This window comes from Flavobacterium sp. Sr18 (assembly GCF_011064265.1).
GTDB classification, from domain to species: domain Bacteria; phylum Bacteroidota; class Bacteroidia; order Flavobacteriales; family Flavobacteriaceae; genus Flavobacterium; species Flavobacterium petrolei.
The window spans coordinates 1,013,503-1,030,753 of record NZ_CP049329.1; the positions used below are offsets into that span (position 1 = coordinate 1,013,503).

Annotated in this window: 16 protein-coding genes and 1 pseudogene; 11 read left to right on the top strand and 6 right to left on the bottom strand. The window is 35.6% G+C overall.

All coding sequences use genetic code 11. The features are described 5' to 3' along the window. Positions 1 to 21 precede the first annotated feature (21 nt). On the bottom strand, positions 22 to 1,551 hold the full coding sequence (guaA, locus tag G7A72_RS04545; RefSeq protein ID WP_113666716.1) for a glutamine-hydrolyzing GMP synthase: 1,530 nt from the start codon (positions 1,549 to 1,551) through the stop codon (positions 22 to 24). A 202-nt stretch (positions 1,552 to 1,753) separates the two neighbouring features. Here guaA and G7A72_RS04550 point away from each other — a divergent pair, with 202 nt between their 5' ends. Beyond that, positions 1,754 to 2,281: a hypothetical protein gene (locus G7A72_RS04550; protein ID WP_113666715.1), complete on the top strand. Its 528-nt coding sequence runs from the start codon at positions 1,754 to 1,756 to the stop codon at positions 2,279 to 2,281. A gap of 79 nt (positions 2,282 to 2,360) precedes the next feature. Here G7A72_RS04550 and G7A72_RS04555 read toward each other — a convergent pair whose 3' ends face one another. Further along, positions 2,361 to 3,029, bottom strand: coding sequence for a hypothetical protein (locus G7A72_RS04555; protein ID WP_165151598.1), 669 nt, complete (start codon positions 3,027 to 3,029; stop codon positions 2,361 to 2,363). A 281-nt stretch (positions 3,030 to 3,310) separates the two neighbouring features. Between G7A72_RS04555 and G7A72_RS04560 the strand changes: the two genes are divergently transcribed. From G7A72_RS04560 to G7A72_RS04585, 6 genes are all read left to right on the top strand, one after another. Beyond that, the gene (locus G7A72_RS04560; protein ID WP_165151599.1) at positions 3,311 to 3,721 is read left to right on the top strand and encodes a RidA family protein; all 411 of its coding nucleotides are present in this window, start codon (positions 3,311 to 3,313) and stop codon (positions 3,719 to 3,721) included. A 35-nt stretch (positions 3,722 to 3,756) separates the two neighbouring features. Next, positions 3,757 to 5,013, top strand: a complete 1,257-nt coding sequence (locus G7A72_RS04565; protein ID WP_165151600.1) for a voltage-gated chloride channel family protein — start codon at positions 3,757 to 3,759, stop codon at positions 5,011 to 5,013. 69 nt (positions 5,014 to 5,082) lie between these two features. Beyond that, on the top strand, positions 5,083 to 6,087 hold the full coding sequence (locus tag G7A72_RS04570) for a bifunctional oligoribonuclease/PAP phosphatase NrnA (RefSeq protein ID WP_165151601.1): 1,005 nt from the start codon (positions 5,083 to 5,085) through the stop codon (positions 6,085 to 6,087). Between the two features lie 4 nt (positions 6,088 to 6,091). Further along, complete coding sequence (gldI, locus tag G7A72_RS04575; protein ID WP_165151602.1) at positions 6,092 to 6,751, top strand: gliding motility-associated peptidyl-prolyl isomerase GldI; 660 nt, start codon at positions 6,092 to 6,094, stop codon at positions 6,749 to 6,751. Between the two features lie 12 nt (positions 6,752 to 6,763). Further along, positions 6,764 to 7,888: a peptidylprolyl isomerase gene (locus G7A72_RS04580; RefSeq protein WP_165151603.1), complete on the top strand. Its 1,125-nt coding sequence runs from the start codon at positions 6,764 to 6,766 to the stop codon at positions 7,886 to 7,888. 33 nt (positions 7,889 to 7,921) lie between these two features. Beyond that, entirely contained in the window at positions 7,922 to 9,163 is a 1,242-nt protein-coding gene (locus G7A72_RS04585) for a peptidylprolyl isomerase (protein ID WP_165151604.1), read from the top strand. A gap of 134 nt (positions 9,164 to 9,297) precedes the next feature. Here G7A72_RS04585 and G7A72_RS04590 read toward each other — a convergent pair whose 3' ends face one another. Beyond that, positions 9,298 to 9,738 carry a hypothetical protein gene (locus tag G7A72_RS04590; RefSeq protein ID WP_165151605.1) on the bottom strand — a complete coding sequence of 147 codons (441 nt, stop codon included), beginning with the start codon at positions 9,736 to 9,738 and terminating at the stop codon, positions 9,298 to 9,300. 544 nt (positions 9,739 to 10,282) lie between these two features. On the opposite strand from G7A72_RS04590, the gene G7A72_RS04595 reads away from it, so the two are divergent. Next, positions 10,283 to 11,269: a site-specific integrase gene (locus G7A72_RS04595; RefSeq protein WP_241258576.1), complete on the top strand. Its 987-nt coding sequence runs from the start codon at positions 10,283 to 10,285 to the stop codon at positions 11,267 to 11,269. A gap of 254 nt (positions 11,270 to 11,523) precedes the next feature. Further along, complete coding sequence (locus G7A72_RS04600; RefSeq protein ID WP_165151606.1) at positions 11,524 to 12,189, top strand: hypothetical protein; 666 nt, start codon at positions 11,524 to 11,526, stop codon at positions 12,187 to 12,189. Positions 12,190 to 12,413: 224 nt separating this feature from the next. Here the strand turns inward: G7A72_RS04600 and G7A72_RS04605 are convergent. Further along, positions 12,414 to 12,866, bottom strand: a pseudogene (locus G7A72_RS04605) (transposase); the annotation flags it as partial. Positions 12,867 to 12,901: 35 nt separating this feature from the next. Beyond that, positions 12,902 to 13,054, bottom strand: a complete 153-nt coding sequence (locus G7A72_RS04610; RefSeq protein WP_165151607.1) for a hypothetical protein — start codon at positions 13,052 to 13,054, stop codon at positions 12,902 to 12,904. Positions 13,055 to 13,114: 60 nt separating this feature from the next. Here G7A72_RS04610 and istA point away from each other — a divergent pair, with 60 nt between their 5' ends. Both istA and istB read left to right on the top strand, forming a co-directional pair. Next, positions 13,115 to 14,662 carry an IS21 family transposase gene (istA, locus tag G7A72_RS04615; protein ID WP_165151421.1) on the top strand — a complete coding sequence of 516 codons (1,548 nt, stop codon included), beginning with the start codon at positions 13,115 to 13,117 and terminating at the stop codon, positions 14,660 to 14,662. Between the two features lie 17 nt (positions 14,663 to 14,679). Further along, positions 14,680 to 15,417, top strand: coding sequence for an IS21-like element helper ATPase IstB (gene istB, locus G7A72_RS04620; protein WP_113667236.1), 738 nt, complete (start codon positions 14,680 to 14,682; stop codon positions 15,415 to 15,417). 276 nt (positions 15,418 to 15,693) lie between these two features. On the opposite strand, the gene G7A72_RS04625 is transcribed toward istB, so the two are convergent. Further along, positions 15,694 to 17,226 (bottom strand): IS1182 family transposase, encoded by a 1,533-nt coding sequence (locus G7A72_RS04625; protein ID WP_241258513.1) that lies wholly within the window; start codon positions 17,224 to 17,226, stop codon positions 15,694 to 15,696. Positions 17,227 to 17,251: the final 25 nt, after the last annotated feature.

Here is a 17,251-nt window from a genome sequence, read left to right on the forward strand (position 1 = left end):
ACTTAATGTTAAAAAACGATATTATTCCCACTCAATTGTTGCTGGCGGTTTTGAGCTTATATCATATACTACTCTATTTACCCCTTTTACTTTATTAATAATATCATTAGAAATTTTCATCAAGAAATCATACGGTAAATGCACCCAATCAGCTGTCATACCATCAGTAGATTCTACGGCACGAAGCGCAATCACTTTTTCATATGTGCGTTCATCACCCATAACTCCTACGCTATTTACAGGAAGTAAAATTGCTCCTGCCTGCCATACTTTATCGTATAATCCCCAAGATTTTAATCCATCAATGAAAACAGCATCTACATCTTGCAAAATTTGTACTTTTTCAGGTGTAATATCACCTAAAATTCTAATTGACAATCCTGGCCCTGGAAAAGGATGTCTTCCTAATAATTCTGGGTCAATTCCTAGTGAAGCTCCTACTCTACGCACTTCATCTTTGAAAAGCATACGAAGCGGTTCCACGATTTTCAATTTCATATAATCCGGCAAACCACCTACATTATGATGTGATTTGATTGTTGCTGAAGGCCCTTTAACAGAAACCGATTCAATAACATCAGGATATATTGTTCCTTGAGCCAACCATTTTACATCTTCTATAAGGTGTGATTCATCATCAAAAACTTCGATAAATACACGTCCAATAATTTTACGTTTGGTTTCCGGGTCGCTTACACCTGCTAATTCAGATAAGAAACGATCTCCGGCATCAACTCCTTTTACGTTCAAACCCATTCCTTTGTATTGATCTAATACGTTTTGGAACTCGTTTTTACGAAGCAAACCATTATTTACAAAAATACAGTATAGATTTTTTCCAATCGCCTGGTGTAATAAAACTGCCGCTACAGTCGAGTCAACTCCGCCAGAAAGTCCCAGAACTACTTTATCATCTTGCAATTTCTCTTTCAGTTCAGCTACCATCTCTTCAACAAAAGCATTTGGTGTAAAGTTTTGAGGAACTTCTGCAATTTTAACTAAAAAGTTTTCCAGCATTTTTGATCCATCAGTAGAATGAAAAACCTCAGGATGGTATTGAATCGCATACGTTGTTTCGCCTTCAATTTTGTAAGCAGCAAATTCCACATCATGAGTACTTGCCAGTTTTACGCCATTTGTTGGCAAAGCTTTGATACTATCGCTATGACTCATCCAAACTTGGCTATTTTCAGAAACTCCTTCAAAGAAAATTTCGTCTTCCTTTATGAACGATAAATTAGCTCTACCATATTCTCTGGTATTGGAAGCCGCTACTTCCCCACCACTGAAATGGGATAAATATTGCGCGCCGTAACAAACAGCCAGCATAGGAAGTTTTCCTCTAATTTGAGATAAATCTGGATGAGGCGCATCTTCTGAACGGACAGAAAATGGACTACCACCAAGGATTACTGCTTTATAAGAGGATAAATCACTCGGAAAATGATTGTAAGGGAAGATTTCGCAGAATATATTTAATTCGCGAACTCTACGCGCAATAAGTTGTGTGTATTGCGATCCGAAGTCTAAAATAAGTACGTTGTGTTGCATGCGCAAAAATACTTTTTATATTTTGAATTGAAAAATTGAATTTTGAAAAATATTTATTTTCTTTTAAGTTGCTAAAAAAATTCTCTTGCCTACTAAAAGACATCTGATCTTGTATCGCAATTTTGGGTTTATTCTAAAATTAGGTTTAGAATATAAAAGAGTACATTTGTAACCCTCATAATCTCGTAAAAACAGAAAGAAAATGAAAGCAAAGAAATTTATAGCAGTTGCAATTTTTGGCCTTATAGCCATTTCGTGTAGTGTAATTGATGATTTATTAACGTTTACAATCGATGACGAAACCTCTTTTACAATTGATAGTGCTTTCCCAGTTGGCGCTCTATTTGAAGTTGTAACACCGGAAATAACCACGAATTCAAGTAAAGAATTTGAAAATAACAATACAAAAGCAGATTTAGTAAAAGATGTAAAGTTGACAGCGTTAAAATTAACTATCACTGAACCAACTGATAAAACATTCCGCTTTTTAAAATCAATACACCTATATATTTCAACAGATGCTAATGATGAAATTGAATTGGCTTATTTAGACGACATTAATTCCACTTCAAATACGATTAATCTAATTTGTATCTCTCAAAAATTAGACAAATACATCAAGGCACCTTCCTATAAAATAAGGGCTAAGGCAGTTATTAAAGAATCCTTAACTCAAGACATTACTGTAAAATCAGACATGAAATTTCAAGTTACTGCAGATCCGTTTTAGACAAAACATCCTTAAACATAAAAAACCGTTGAATATTCATGATATCGAACGGTTTTTCTTATTTACCTTACCTATGTTTTTATTCTTTTACCAAAATAATAGTGGCTTTGAAACCAGTTCCAAGATTCCACTGGCTTGCTGATATCAAACCACCTTTATCATCATACACTTTAAATTCGGCGGTATTAGGACCCGAACTACCTTGGTTTAATGCTTCGAAATCTATCTTATTAAAGCCTTTTTCCAACACAATTTCAAAACCCTTGAAGTCACTATCGAGATTCACCTGATATTCTATTACTCGATCATTCAAATACACCCTAATCTTATCGCCATCAACATAAGCTGCATCCCGATACATTACCTTAGCAGTAACTGATCCCGTGGCGAAATTACCTAAATTTTGGTTCTTTCTGTACACAACACCATCTGTATTGTCCTCCTTTTTATTCCATTTGTCTTTATAAACATCTCCGGGATTAATAAACTCGTTTTTAGGAGTCATGGAGAAGTTAGCTGCAGGCGTACTAGGAAGCGACGGACTTGGTTTTGGGTTAAAAATTTCCGGATTTTTAAAAACGTTTGGCGTATTAATAGGCGGAATATCCGCTTTGGGTGGAATTGCTTTTTTTATTTTCGGTGCATTAACTTTCGGCGGAATCGCTTTAAATTTCGAGCTAAATTCATTCTGGGCATATCCGCTCAAGGACATACTGATGGTAATCATTAAAAATAAAATCCTTTTCATAACTTTTTAAATTAGTTTATCCGTGCTTGTAAAATTTTAAAAATAAAAAACCAATTGTATTTATTCAAGAATCAAGCTGTAATTTAACTTTCATTTATAACTCCTAAATCTGTATTTTATTTCATTAAAGAGAATAAAACAACTAAAATATCCCTGATAAAATTTGATTTTTTTTAATCCAAAATCGGTATTTTTATTTCACTTTTTTTTCTAACTTGCAAATAGTATGCCATATCCAAAATCGCATTTTTATTACTAAACAAGATTTAAACACTACTAAAATGAAAAGAGAAAACATATTGACCGGTTCTCCTTGGGAAGACAAAATGGGATACTGCAGAGCGGTACGCATTGGAAATACTATTGAAGTATCTGGTACAGTTGCTATTATTGATGGCGAAAAAGTAAAAGCTACTGATGCGTATGCACAAACAGTAAACATTTTAGAACGCATACAAGTAGTTCTCGAAGACTTAAAAGTAAGTATGGAAGATGTCATCAGAACACGAATTTTTACTACCGATATTTCGACATTTGAAGATGTTGCCACGGCTCATGCCCTATTTTTTAAGGACATTAAACCCACGACCGGTTTTTATGAAATCAGCAAACTGGTTGCTCCTGAGTATTTAGTCGAAATAGAATTTACAGCTATAGCCGCTGAAAAACCATTAATTCAAGAAGGTTTATAATACTTTTGCAAAATAACAATTTGCCCATTCTACTAATGAATTTAGAGAAAACTAAAAAAAATTCGTCGCTGCTACTCCAATGGATTTTCATCTGCATTTTAATCGGTGTTATTTCCGGATCGGCATCTGCTTTTTTTCTGGTTTCCTTAGAATGGGTTACGCAAATCCGAGAAAACAACAACTGGATCATTTGGCTTTTGCCAATAGGCGGTTTGATTATAGGTTTGGGCTATCATTATTGGGGGAAATCAGTTGTCAAAGGAAATAATTTATTGCTGGAAGAATACGAAAATCCCCAGAAAATCATTCCGTTAAAAATGGCTCCTTTGGTACTTTTTGGTACCTTAATCACCCATCTTTTTGGTGGCTCAGCCGGTCGAGAAGGAACAGCCGTACAAATGGGTGGTGCCATTGCAGACCAGTTTACAAAATTATTTCAACTTGATGCATCCGAAAGAAAAACGATACTCATTCTGGGAATCAGCGCTGGATTTGCCTCCATTTTTGGAACTCCTTTAGCTGGAGCATTATTCGCTTTAGAGGTTGTTTATTTTAGTAAAATCAATTTCAAAAGCATTTTTCTTTCTTTTCTGGTTGCATATATCGCTTATTTCACCGTGGAACTTTGGCATGTAAAGCACACCCATTATGCGATTCCTTATCTACCAGAAATTGGGTTCACAACATTATTCTGGGCTATACTCGTGAGTGTTTTATTTGGTTTAGCCGCCATGCTTTTTTCCAGAAGTACACACTTTTGGGGACGTTTATTTTCAAAAACTATTTCGTTTCCCCCGCTTCGCCCTTTTGTGGGCGGATGTTTTATAGCACTAGCCGTATATTTTATTGGAAACACAAAATACATTGGTCTTGGAGTCCCTATGATTGTCGATGCTTTTTCAAACCCAAATGCTTCCTATGATTTCCTGCTAAAAATACTTTTTACAGGATTTACGCTGGGAGCGGGATTCAAAGGAGGTGAAGTCACACCATTATTTTTTGTTGGTGCCACTTTAGGAAGCGCTTTATCGCTTTTTGTTCCTTTACCAATAGCCCTTTTGGCAGGAATGGGATTTGTAGCTGTTTTTTCGGGAGCCACTCATACCCCTATTTCCTGTACGGTTATGGGAATGGAACTTTTCGGGATCGAAAGCGGCATTTTTATTGGGATTGCGTGTTTGCTTGCTTACTTTTCTTCGGGGTCAGTCGGTATTTACAGTTCTCAAATAGTAAAAGGAGCAAAATACCATTTGTATCAAAAATTGAAAAGAAAAAATACCGACTTTTTATAACCTTCTAAAAGTTTGTTAATTGTATAAATGATTTCAACATTACACTAAAAAAATGTAATTTCGCAGACTATGAAAATACAAGACATTCAAGCGATACAGTTGTTATTATCAACTCCAAAAAAAATTGCCATAATCCCTCACCGCGGTCCTGACGGAGACGCCATGGGTTCTACACTGGGTTTATACCATTTTTTATTAAAAAACAAGCATCATCCTGTGGTGGTTTCTCCAAATGAATTTCCGGATTTCCTAGCGTGGATGCCGGGTTCTGAAACCATTAAAATATTCGAAAAAGACAAACAAAACTGCACCCAAATTCTTGAAGAGGCAGAACTTATTTTTACTTTAGATTTTAATGCGTTGCATCGCACCGGCGAAATGGAACATGTTTTAGCCAAGCTAACCGCACCTTTCGTAATGATAGATCATCATCAAAAACCAGATGATTATGCTGTGGTAACCTATTCCGACACTTCGTTTGGATCTACCTGCGAAATGCTTTATAACTTCATATCGCATCTTGGAAAAAAAGCAGATATCGACAAAACTATCGGAACTTGCATTTATACAGGAATCCTAACTGATTCGGGTTCGTTTCGTTTCCCAAAAACAACTGGAACAACCCATAGAATTGTGGCTGAATTAATTGATTTGGGCGTTGAAAACACAGAAATTCCAAGCTTGTTATTTGATAACAGTTCTTTTGGGCGCTTGCAAATATTGGGAAGAGCACTTCAAAACATGAAAGTGATAACGGAACATAAAACAGCCTATACTACACTGACTCAATTGGAACTAAATTCCTTTGATTATGTAAAAGGAGATACGGAAGGTATTGTAAATTACGGACTAAGCATTAAAGGAATCCTTTTTACCGCTATATTTATCGAAAATAAAGAAGAAAAAATCATCAAGATTTCATTCCGCTCTCAAGGCGATTTTGATGTCAATCAGTTTGCAAGAGATTATTTTAATGGTGGCGGACATCGCAATGCTGCCGGAGGAAAATCAGAAGTTTCGATGGAAGAAACGATTCGGAAATTTGAAGATTTAGTAACAAAATTAAGCATCTAATCCTATGAAAAATAGCAAGGGAATCGCAATTGTATTTTTTATGTTTGTCCTCTTTTCAAGTTGCAAACAACATCAGGAAGCCAGGAGACCTATTTCTCAAGCATCAGGAAGCTTCATGAAAAAATCTGTGGCACGCAACAAAAAATTAGTTGCCAACGAGGAAACCCAAATTCAGGATGTAATCAAAAGTAATCCTAATGTTGTTTATCTCGCATCCAAAAAAGGATATTGGTATTCCTATGAAACAAGAAATGAAGCCGATACGCTTACACCAAAAAAAGGAGACGTTGCTTTTTTTGATTATGAAATCAAAGACTTGAAAGGAACCATAATCTATTCTGCATTAGAATTGCGACCGCAAATATATTATGTGGACAAACAAAATATCATGATGGGCTTGCGTGACGGAATCAAGCTAATGCGTAAAAATGAAAAAGTAAACTTTCTTTTCCCATCGCACATGGGATATGGATACCATGGTGACGAAAAAAGAATTGGCACTAATCAACCGCTACTTTGCACCGTAACATTACGTGATTTTAAATCGGAAGCAGCATATAAAAAAGAAAACGAGGTAAAACTAAAAGTCACGCCAACAGTTCCAACACCTACAAAAGAATCAACCCCTATTATAAACAAGACCGTAGATACAATAACTCAATAAAATAATTTAGAAATGAAAAAAAAGATTCTATTCGTATTCCTGATAATTGCTTCATTTTATTCTTGTAAAGAAGAATACAACAACCTTCCTGACGGTTTATATGCGAAAATTGAAACCAATAAAGGTGAAATCATTGTCCAATTAGATTTTGAAAAAGCACCTATCACGGTGGCCAATTATGTAGCCTTGGCCGAAGGAAAAAATGAATTTGTTACCAATGAAAACCTTAAAAACAAACCCTTTTTTGACGGTTTGAAATTCCACCGAGTTATCAAAGATTTTATGGTTCAAACCGGAGATCCGCTTGGAACAGGTTCTGGAGATACCGGATACAAATTTAAAGATGAATTTTCTGATTTGAGATTTGATAAAGGCGGTGTTTTGGCTATGGCCAATAACGGACCAACAACGAACAGCAGTCAATTTTTCATCACGCATCTTGCAACACCTTGGCTCGACGGAAAACACACTATATTTGGTCATGTAGTCGAAAATGGAATGGAAGTCGTAAACAAAATTGAACAAAATGATTACATCAATAAAGTAACCATCATCAGAAATGGTGAAGCTGCCAAAAAATTCAACGCTGTAAAAATATTCAATGATTATTTCGCTGTAGAGTCTGAAAATCAAAAGAAAAAAGCAGCAATCGAAGCGGAAAATAAAAGAGTATACAACGAAAAGTACAAAGTAGTTCGCAAACAAAAAGTAGCTGAATTTACTGCTTTAAAAGCAAAGGCTACCAGAACGCCTAGTGGTTTGCAATATGTGATTATCAAGAAAAGCGGTGGTAAAAAACCGGCCAATGGCGCTAATGTTTTTATACACTACGCAGGTTTTCTGGAAGATGGAGAATTATTTGACGCCAGTGTCGAAAATGTGGCTAAAACGTTTGGGAAATACGATGAAAACAGAGCCGCTCAAAACGGGTACCAACCCATCCCTTTCCAAGCAGGTAAAAAAGATGGCATGATTCCTGGTTTCATCGAAGGATTGGAGCAATTATCTTTTGGTGATAAAGCCGTAATTTTCATCCCATCCCGTTTAGGATATGGAGCAGCGGGCGCTGGAGGCGTAATACCACCCAATGCCAATATCATTTTTGAGATTGAATTATTAGAAAAAATGCCCCAATAATATTAAAAAAATAAGCCTTTAAATTAGTACAACATGAAATTTAAAATTCTGTTTTTATTATTTATGGGAATGGTCAACGTCCATTCTCAAACGATCAAGAAATCCGTTCCTGCCAAAAAACCGGCAACAAGCGTCAAAGCAACTGTAAAATCGCCAGTAAAGCCTGCGGTAAAAACTCCAGCGGCAATCGAGGGGATTTTTGCAACAATTGCAACAAACAAAGGAGATATTGTACTGGAATTAGCATACCAAAAAGCACCCGTAACAGTGGCTAACTTCATTGCACTTGCCGAAGGGAAAAATACTTTTGTCACAGATGACAAACTAAAAGGAAAACCGTTCTTTGATGGTTTAAAATTTCACCGTGTCATCAAAGACTTCATGATTCAAGGTGGAGATCCTTCCGGTAATGGTTCTGGCGGTCCTGGTTATGCATTCAAGGATGAATTCACAGACTTGAAGCACAACAAACCCGGAATACTCTCTATGGCTAATTCCGGCCCTACTACTAATGGAAGCCAGTTTTTCATTACGCATAAAGAAACGCCTTGGTTAGACGGAAAACACACCATTTTTGGTCACGTTACCGAAGGAATGAATATAGTAAACTCCATTGCGCAAAACGATGTAATCACAAAAATTACCATCGTAAGAAAAGGCGCTTTAGCACAAAAATTTGATGCGCCAAAAGTGTTCGCTGATTATTTCAACAATAAATCCGAAGACCAAAAGAAACAGGATTTAATCAACGCTGAAAACAAAGCCAAAAAAGCAGCAATTGAAGCCGAAGCGAAAAGAGCGTACACTGAAAAATACGGTCCTGTAGTATCCGCAAAAAAAGCCTATTTAGCCGCTACAAAAGCAACTGCAACCACTACTCCATCCGGATTAGCTTACAAAATAACCGAGAAAGGAACTGGAGTAAAACCCGCTAACGGATCCACATTCTATTTTCATTATGCTGGTTATTTTGAGGACGGAACACTATTTGACAGCAGTTATGAAACGGTGAATAAATCCTATGGAAAATATGATGCAAATCGTGCCGCACAAAACGGCTACCAAGCCTTCCCGTTTGAAGCCGGAAAAAAAGACGGTATGATTCCAGGATTTATTGAAGGACTTGAAAATATGGCTTTTGGCGACAAAGCAGTAGTTTTCATCCCATCAAATCTAGCGTATGGAGAAAGAGGAGCCGGTGGTGTTATTCCGCCTAATACAATGCTTATTTTCGAATTGGAAATGCTCGAAAAACAACCCGCTCCAAAACAATAAAACTCAAAAAAAAATGCCATAAAAAAACCCGACAGACTTCAAAATATGTCGGGTTTATTTTTATAATTCATTCTCTGTGATTACAGGAATAGAAATCGCCTTTTATGCTTTTTTGAGCATTATCGACGTTTCAATTATTTCTTTCCAAATTTCCAGTCAAATTCATCTTTCTGATTGATAATGGCACCAATCTCAAACTTCACCACTTCATCAAATTCCGTTTGAAAAATCATCCAGTTTTCCTCGTTGAAATAGTTTTCGAACGTGTCAAACTCTTCCTGAGTAAATTTAGTAATTCCCTTTGCTGCCAAATCTTTTTTGACCTCACTGATTTTTCTATTGATTATTTTATATCCAAAAACTTCCAGTTCAGGACTCGACGCTACGATATAACCCAATTTAAAATCTTCCTCTACATAGAACGTCAAACGCATTTTTAGTTTGTTGTAAGCAAAGATCACATTTTCATCCTCATCCTTATAGTTGCGGTCTGGTTTCCCGTAAATTGCAGTAACATCATTTTGTTTCATTCCGAAAATGAGCTTGTCAATTCCGTTTTTTGGATTTATTTTCATATGTAGATAATATTTGTTTTTTAATGGACTCGAGCGATAGCGAACAGGCGAAGCAATATGCTATCGCCTAATCTTCATCGGTGTATGCGACAAATGTTGTCATGGCGATTTCATACGTAGTTTATATTTTTTTTAAGCAATATGTAATTTGCATAGCGCTACAGTTGTTTATTTCAAACTTGCGTTATACTCCTTTCATCTCGTATTATTGGACCGCAAAGTTCGCAAAGTTTTTCGCAAAGTCCACTACCTTTTTATTTAAAAAATAATGCTACACAAATACTGCTACTAATTCTAAAATTTACAATTTGGGCGTGACCCGCTAAAAAAAGCGGGTCGGGCTATCCGCTTTAATCTCCCGAAGAAAAATCGGGAGGATTTCCGCTTTTATCCCTCACGCAAAAGCCTCGGTACTATAAGAACCTTTGGTTTAATAAAACCATATTTGTAAAAATTAGTATCTTTCAGTCACAAAACCAACACTACATGACTTGGGCCGCAAAACTTATTAAACACAATAGCGAAAATAGAATTGCCGTTTATTTTGAAAAAAAATCAAGATTTGATTGCCCGTATCAAACAAATAGAAGGAGCCCGATGGAGCCAGCAAAAAACAGTTTGGCACCTCCCCGATACAATCGAAAATAGAGAACGTTTCAAGATAGAACCTCTTGCAAATTCAGTCCCTTCGACAGAGGCAATAACACAAATTGAAAAATTTAAACAATGGCTTCGTTCTAAACGATATAGCGAAAGCACCATTAGTACCTATAGCGAAGCCTTAAAATCTTTCCTGATTTTCTATCGAGAAAAATCAGTTGTAGAAATCAATAATGAGGACGTGATTATTTATAATAACGAGTATATTTTAAAGAATAATCTTTCGGCTTCGTATCAGAATCAAACGGTCAACTCCATTAAATTATTCTTTATAACAATTATAGGCACCAAAATCGATATTGATAAAATCCATCGTCCCAAACGAGCCAAACTATTACCCAATGTATTAAGCAAAGAAGAAGTAAAATTGATATTAAATGCGCATAGTAACATTAAACACAGAACAATGCTTTCGTTGCTATACAGTTGTGGTTTGCGTAGAGGTGAGCTTTTAAATTTAAAACCAAATGATATTGATTCAAAAAGAGGTATTGTAATAATCAGACAAAGCAAAGGTAAAAAGGATAGAATTGTTCCTTTATCTCCAAAAATATTAGAAATTATGCGAGATTATTATGTAATAAGCAAACCTAAAACCTGGCTTTTTAAAGGGCAAAATGTAGGAGAACACTATTCAGAACAAAGTTTACAAAGTGTTTTAAAACAAGCTCTTCAAAAAGTGGGGAACACAAAACCCGTAACATTACACTGGTTGCGTCACAGTTATGCCACACATTTACTAGAAAACGGAACTGATTTACGATATATACAGGAATTATTAGGCCATAACAGAAGTAAGACTATCGAAATTTATACCCATGTAAATACGAAAAGTATTCAACAAATTAAAAGTCCTTTTGATGATTTGTAATGAATTATCTATATATTTGAATTAAAATAAAGTATGGTATTTGTCATACATATCTACCCAAAACTGGATGGCTTTGTATGATTTTGTCATACATATATACAAGTTAGCTGTAATTCCCCATATTCGCGCCCAAATTGACTCCTTCAGCTAACGGAAGAAAGTGAAAATTTAGGCAAATATCAAAAATATAAATAATTGATTTTCAAAACATTAAAAAAATATTAGTTAGAATTTTCACCAAACACAAACCTTATATGAATAAATTCTTAATGCTTTCTTTTAGCTTCTTTACTATTTTGTCTTGTTCACCTAATAAAAAATTAAAAAAAATTGACAATGCATTTTTCACAATTGATTCATTAAATAGTAATATAGGATATTATGAAATTCCAGGAAACGATTATCCTTCATTTTGGTTCTTTCAAAAAGAAGATAGTATTCAAGCAAAGGGAGAAAATGAATTGATTTCGAAATTAGTAATCGTAAAATTAACACAAAAAGATATTAAATATTTGATACCTGAAAACAACAATATAAAAGATGGTAAAAACATTGAACTTCAAATGATTAAAAAACAAATTGAAGAAAAACAATTTTTCAGGAACAGAGATGAAGATGTTAAAAAATATCCTTATTCAAATCCAGAAATCAAATTAGCTAGAGATACAACACTCAATGGATACAAAGGAATTGTTGGAAATATTTCTTATAATTTCAAATCTAAATTAAATAATAAAAAACACTTGGTGGTTCATAATGAGTATTATATAATTGAAAACTCGAATATATGGAGAGTTGTTACTGTAAAAACAAATCTAGTTGAATTTAATAATTATGACAAAAATTTTTCAAATATATTAGCTTCAATTAAATTTAAAAAAGACCAGCCTGAACAATCAACTGTTACTGAAGCACCATAAAAACTACAGCTAACACACGCTACAAGCAATTTGGGCATTAGGCTTAATGGAAAAATTGGTCTGTATTTGGAAGATTTGGCAAATCCGAATAATGGGCTTAATTTAGTCCCAAACTGCCTGTAGCGCGGGAACGTCAGGCTGTGAAAAAACCTCTTTTTTGCGTTAAAATCTTCAATTTTTCCTTTTCTACAATCCAAAAGAAAGCCTTTTAAGAAAGGTCTTTTTTAGGCTGCTAATTTTAAACTGGAAAAAAAGAACTCTAAATTCAGCTTTAAATAACTCGTTTTTAGCAAAAACAAGACTTTTACCTTGTAGGGTGAGTTCCATTTTTTGAGTTTAGTAATCAAATCGGGAACGCCTAGGATATTGACACTGCGTTTGATGTTATACACCAGCATAATCAAGCTATGTTCTCCGTTTACTTTTTCTAATCCCTTTAAGTTGGTATGGTTATAGCCCCATTGTCGTTTGATGGTGCCAAAAATATGTTCATTGATTTCCTGTCGTTTACGGTAGAGCTGTGGGTTCTCATGGTAGCGCTTGTTGTTTTCTTCTACGGCATCGGCATATTGGCTTCGGTCGATTTCTCTGCCTGCTGCTCTACTTGTACATAAATGTTTTACGGGACATTCTTTGCATTTTGGGGTTCGGTATTTTTTAAAATTATAGCTGTCTTTATCTGTAGTTTTCTTATGCCAACTGCCTGTAGTTTTTAGTGTTTCGCCTTGTGGGCAAGTATAAGTGTGGAAAAACCAGTCAAATTGACCACCCTATTCCAGTTCAAATTGACCACCAGTTTCGGAGCAAACTGACCACCATTTTCCAGTCCAAATTGACCACCTGATTTTGGGCTAAAATTGGACATTAAAAACTACTAACTTTTTCATGTTGTTAGCACCATACATTCGTTAAAAAAATACGGATTATGGCAAACAAAATAACAGACATGAGTAAAATTAGAAAAGCAATTAAATTCTACTGTAACGGGAAAAGTAAGTTATTCATAAGTAAGTACTTATCTCTTTCTAGAAATACAGTAAAGAAGTATATTTCTTTATTTGAAGTGCTAGGATTAAGTTTTGAAGTAATTAACGAAAAAACAGATGCTGAGTTAGAACTTTTGTTTTCACACACTACCGTGGAATCAATCAGTCCCAAACTGCAGATTCTTTATGATTTTTTTCCTAAAATGGAACGCGAACTAAAAAAAGTTGGCGTTACCATACAGCACATGTGGGAGCAATATATTGCCCTAAATCCTAATGGTTACCGAAGCTCGCAATTTGGACATCATTATAAAACATGGAGCAAACGAGTCAATCCAGTGATGCACATGAATCACAAAGCGGGTGATAAAATGTATGTGGATTATGCTGGAAAAACACTCTCCATCATTGATAAAGACACGGGAGAAATTAAAGAAGTACAATTTTTTGTAGCCATATTAGGAGCCAGTCAATACACCTATGCCGAAGCTTCCATGAGCCAACAAAAAGAAGATTTTGTTACTTCGGTAGAAAATGCTATGCGTTTTTTTGAAGGTACTCCTGCGGCAATTGTTCCCGATAATTTAAAATCTGCAGTAATAAAAAGCAGTCGTTTTGAACCCACAATTAATGAAACCTTAGCTGATTTAGCCGAACATTACCAAACTACAATCTTGCCTGCTAGGGCTTATAAACCCCGAGACAAATCATTGGTTGAAGGAGCTGTTAAGATCTTGTATCGAAGGATTTATGTAAATCTAAAAGAAACTAAATTCTTTTCTCTGGAAGAATTAAACCAGCAAATATGGGATTTATTGGATGCTCATAACAGTCGAAAACTCACAGGACGTCCGTACTCTCGGATAGAATTATTTTTAGAAGATGAGCAACAAAAACTAAGTCCATTACCACAAGAACGTTTTGAAATCAAATACCAATCCTTTGCAACAGTAATGCAAAATGGGCATGTTCAATTAAGTCAGGACAAAAATTACTATAGCGTTCCGTATCAATATGTCAAGAAAAAAGCGAAACTATTGTATACCAAATCAACGGTAGAGATCTATCACAAATACAATCGAATAGCCATCCATCCAAGGAATTACAAACCTTATATCTATACCACAATCCCGGAACATATGGCTAGCACGCATCAATTTGTAGCTCAGTGGAGTGCTGCCCGCTTCATTGATTGGGCCAGTAGTATTGACGAGTCAGTAGCAGAATATATTATGCAAATAATTGAAAGTAGAAACCATCCTGAACAGGCTTATAAAAGTTGTTTGGGAATATTAAACTTCGAGAAAAAGGTAGGGAAAGAGCGATTAATAAATGCCTGTAAGCGGGCACTTGATTTTAAAATTTACAATTTTAAGACCATTCAAAATATTTTAGAAAACAACTTAGATCATATCGAATTTGAACAAGAACCTGAGCAGGAACTTCCAATTCACGCTAACATAAGAGGAAAACAGTATTATAATTAAATTAAAACACAGTAATCATGAATGAATCCACAGTAACAAAAATGAAACAAATGAAGCTTTACGGCATGCACAATGCTTTTAAAACAGCCATTGAAAGCGGAAAAACAGACCATTACACGCTCGATCAGTTTGTATCGATGCTTATTGATGCCGAATGGGATGAAAGGCACAATCGGCGTATTGCCCGCAGTATCACCAACGCCCGATTCCATTACAAATCAAATATTGAAAGTATCAATTTTGACCAAACCCGTAATCTGGATCGAAATACCATACTGCGTCTGGCAGAATGTGAATTTGTCGAAAAAAATGAAAACATTTTAATAACGGGAAGCACTGGTGTAGGCAAAAGTTATTTAGGCACAGCATTGGGTTATCAAGCCTGTATCCAAGGTTTTAAAGTAAGTTATTTTAATACTTCGAAGCTGTTTGCTAAATTAAAAATGGCCAAAGCAGATGGTTCTTACCTGAGAGAATTGGCCAAAATAGAACGGCAAGATGTTATTATATTAGACGATTTTGGACTCCAAGCTTTGGATAGCAGTAACCGAATTACCCTTTTAGAGATCATTGAAGACAGGCATAATAACGGTTCTATTATTGTAACCTCACAAATCCCAGTGCAAGGCTGGTATGACATCATTGGAGAAAAAACCATAGCTGATGCCATTTTGGATAGACTGATTCATCAATCTCATCGACTCGAATTACATGGAGAATCCATGAGAAAAAAAAGAGGGATAAACAAAGGCTAATATTTAAGTATATTTGAATACTAATTAACAGATGAAAAAGAGTAGTTTTTAATGAAAAATGGGGTGGTCATTTTGCTCCGGAATTAGGTGGTCATTTTGAATTGGAATCAGGTGCTCACTTTAAATTGGAATTGGGTGGTCAATATCACTGGAATTTGCACCAAACCACGAGTAGCAAGAGAACGTCAGGCTGTGAAAAAACCTCTTTTTTGCGTTAAAATCTTCAATTTTTCCTTTTCTACAATCCAAAAGAAAGCCTTTTAAGAAAGGTCTTTTTTAGGCTGCTAATTTTAAACTGGAAAAAAAGAACTCTAAATTCAGCTTTAAATAACTCGTTTTTAGCAAAAACAAGACTTTTACCTTGTAGGGTGAGTTCCATTTTTTGAGTTTAGTAATCAAATCGGGAACGCCTAGGATATTGACACTGCGTTTGATGTTATACACCAGCATAATCAAGCTATGTTCTCCGTTTACTTTTTCTAATCCCTTTAAGTTGGTATGGTTATAGCCCCATTGTCGTTTGATGGTGCCAAAAATATGTTCATTGATTTCCTGTCGTTTACGGTAGAGCTGTGGGTTCTCATGGTAGCGCTTGTTGTTTTCTTCTACGGCATCGGCATATTGGCTTCGGTCGATTTCTCTGCCTGCTGCTCTACTTGTACATAAATGTTTTACGGGACATTCTTTGCATTTTGGGGTTCGGTATTTTTTAAAATTATAGCTGTCTTTATCTGTAGTTTTCTTATGCCAACTGCCTGTAGTTTTTAGTGTTTCGCCTTGTGGGCAAGTATAAGTGTCGTGATCGTATTGAAATTGGGCTACCAAATAAGCCTTGGTCGTACCGTTTTCGTTACTTTTTCCTTGTTCAGGCTGTGCTACAATGGTAGTTATGTTGGCTTGTTTGCAGATTTCTATTTGTTTGCCATTATGGTAACCTTTATCGACCAATGCGGTATAGGTTTCTATACCTAGATTCTCTTTGGCTTCTATGGCAATAGCTGACAAAGCACTGCGATCATTCTTATTGATGGTGTGCGTGGCTACCACCAGATTGTGTTTGGCATCGACTGCAGCCTGAATATTGAACGAAATCTCAATCACTTGTCCCTGAACCAGCAAGGCTCTGGAATCACTGTCAGTTGTGCTTATTTGAGGCTCGCCACTTGCTTTTAGTTTTTCTTCCAGTAGATCATAACGCAATTTGTTCCCTTTCAATCGGTCTAACTTTTGTTGGATATTTTGGATTATAGCTGGATTATCTTTGCCGTCATTTTCTTCCAAGGTATCCAAGTATTCTTGGGTCTTAGCTTCAATATAAGCTAAGTGTTTGTCGATTTTCTTTTGGTTGAAATTGGCTTTCTTACTATTGTGCGCTCGGCTTTTGGTGCCATCAATAGCTATGGTTTCACCGCCTATTAAGTCAGCATCTTTCAAGAACGAAACAAATAGTTTGAATAATTTTTTCAAAGCAATAGGATTGTCTTTTCTAAAATCTGAGATGCTGTGGTAATTGGGACGAATATCCTCTAAAAGCCATTGCATTTCGATGTTTCTCAAACATTCCTTTTCTAGATCACGGCAACTTCTGATTCCGTTGAGATAACCGTATAAATACATCTTTAGAAATACTTTACTATTGAAACTTGGGCGACCTTCGGTCTTGAGCGTTTTTACAGCAAAATCGAGTTTAGAGAGGTCAATATATTCGACAAAGGCATCTATAAATCGCACCTGATTATCGGGACTTATAGTGTCTTCTAAACTTGAAAAACGCATTTGTTGACGGGAAATTCCGGTGATGTGTTGCATTCTTAAATATACGAAAAACCTTCTT

What these genes read in the sequence shown, in the direction of transcription:
- G7A72_RS04565 (WP_165151600.1), top strand. Translation starts at nt 3,757, where the DNA reads ATGAATTTAGAGAAAACTAAAAAAAATTCGTCGCTGCTACTCCAATGG.
- istA (WP_165151421.1), top strand. Translation starts at nt 13,115, where the DNA reads ATGGCAAACAAAATAACAGACATGAGTAAAATTAGAAAAGCAATTAAA.
- G7A72_RS04550 (WP_113666715.1), top strand. Translation starts at nt 1,754, where the DNA reads ATGAAAGCAAAGAAATTTATAGCAGTTGCAATTTTTGGCCTTATAGCC.
- G7A72_RS04600 (WP_165151606.1), top strand. Translation starts at nt 11,524, where the DNA reads ATGAATAAATTCTTAATGCTTTCTTTTAGCTTCTTTACTATTTTGTCT.
- G7A72_RS04580 (WP_165151603.1), top strand. Translation starts at nt 6,764, where the DNA reads ATGAAAAAAAAGATTCTATTCGTATTCCTGATAATTGCTTCATTTTAT.
- G7A72_RS04590 (WP_165151605.1), bottom strand. Translation starts at nt 9,738, where the DNA reads ATGAAAATAAATCCAAAAAACGGAATTGACAAGCTCATTTTCGGAATG.
- G7A72_RS04585 (WP_165151604.1), top strand. Translation starts at nt 7,922, where the DNA reads ATGAAATTTAAAATTCTGTTTTTATTATTTATGGGAATGGTCAACGTC.
- G7A72_RS04610 (WP_165151607.1), bottom strand. Translation starts at nt 13,054, where the DNA reads ATGTCCAATTTTAGCCCAAAATCAGGTGGTCAATTTGGACTGGAAAAT.
- gldI (WP_165151602.1), top strand. Translation starts at nt 6,092, where the DNA reads ATGAAAAATAGCAAGGGAATCGCAATTGTATTTTTTATGTTTGTCCTC.
- G7A72_RS04625 (WP_241258513.1), bottom strand. Translation starts at nt 17,226, where the DNA reads ATGCAACACATCACCGGAATTTCCCGTCAACAAATGCGTTTTTCAAGT.
- G7A72_RS04570 (WP_165151601.1), top strand. Translation starts at nt 5,083, where the DNA reads ATGAAAATACAAGACATTCAAGCGATACAGTTGTTATTATCAACTCCA.
- guaA (WP_113666716.1), bottom strand. Translation starts at nt 1,551, where the DNA reads ATGCAACACAACGTACTTATTTTAGACTTCGGATCGCAATACACACAA.
- G7A72_RS04555 (WP_165151598.1), bottom strand. Translation starts at nt 3,029, where the DNA reads ATGAAAAGGATTTTATTTTTAATGATTACCATCAGTATGTCCTTGAGC.
- istB (WP_113667236.1), top strand. Translation starts at nt 14,680, where the DNA reads ATGAATGAATCCACAGTAACAAAAATGAAACAAATGAAGCTTTACGGC.
- G7A72_RS04560 (WP_165151599.1), top strand. Translation starts at nt 3,311, where the DNA reads ATGAAAAGAGAAAACATATTGACCGGTTCTCCTTGGGAAGACAAAATG.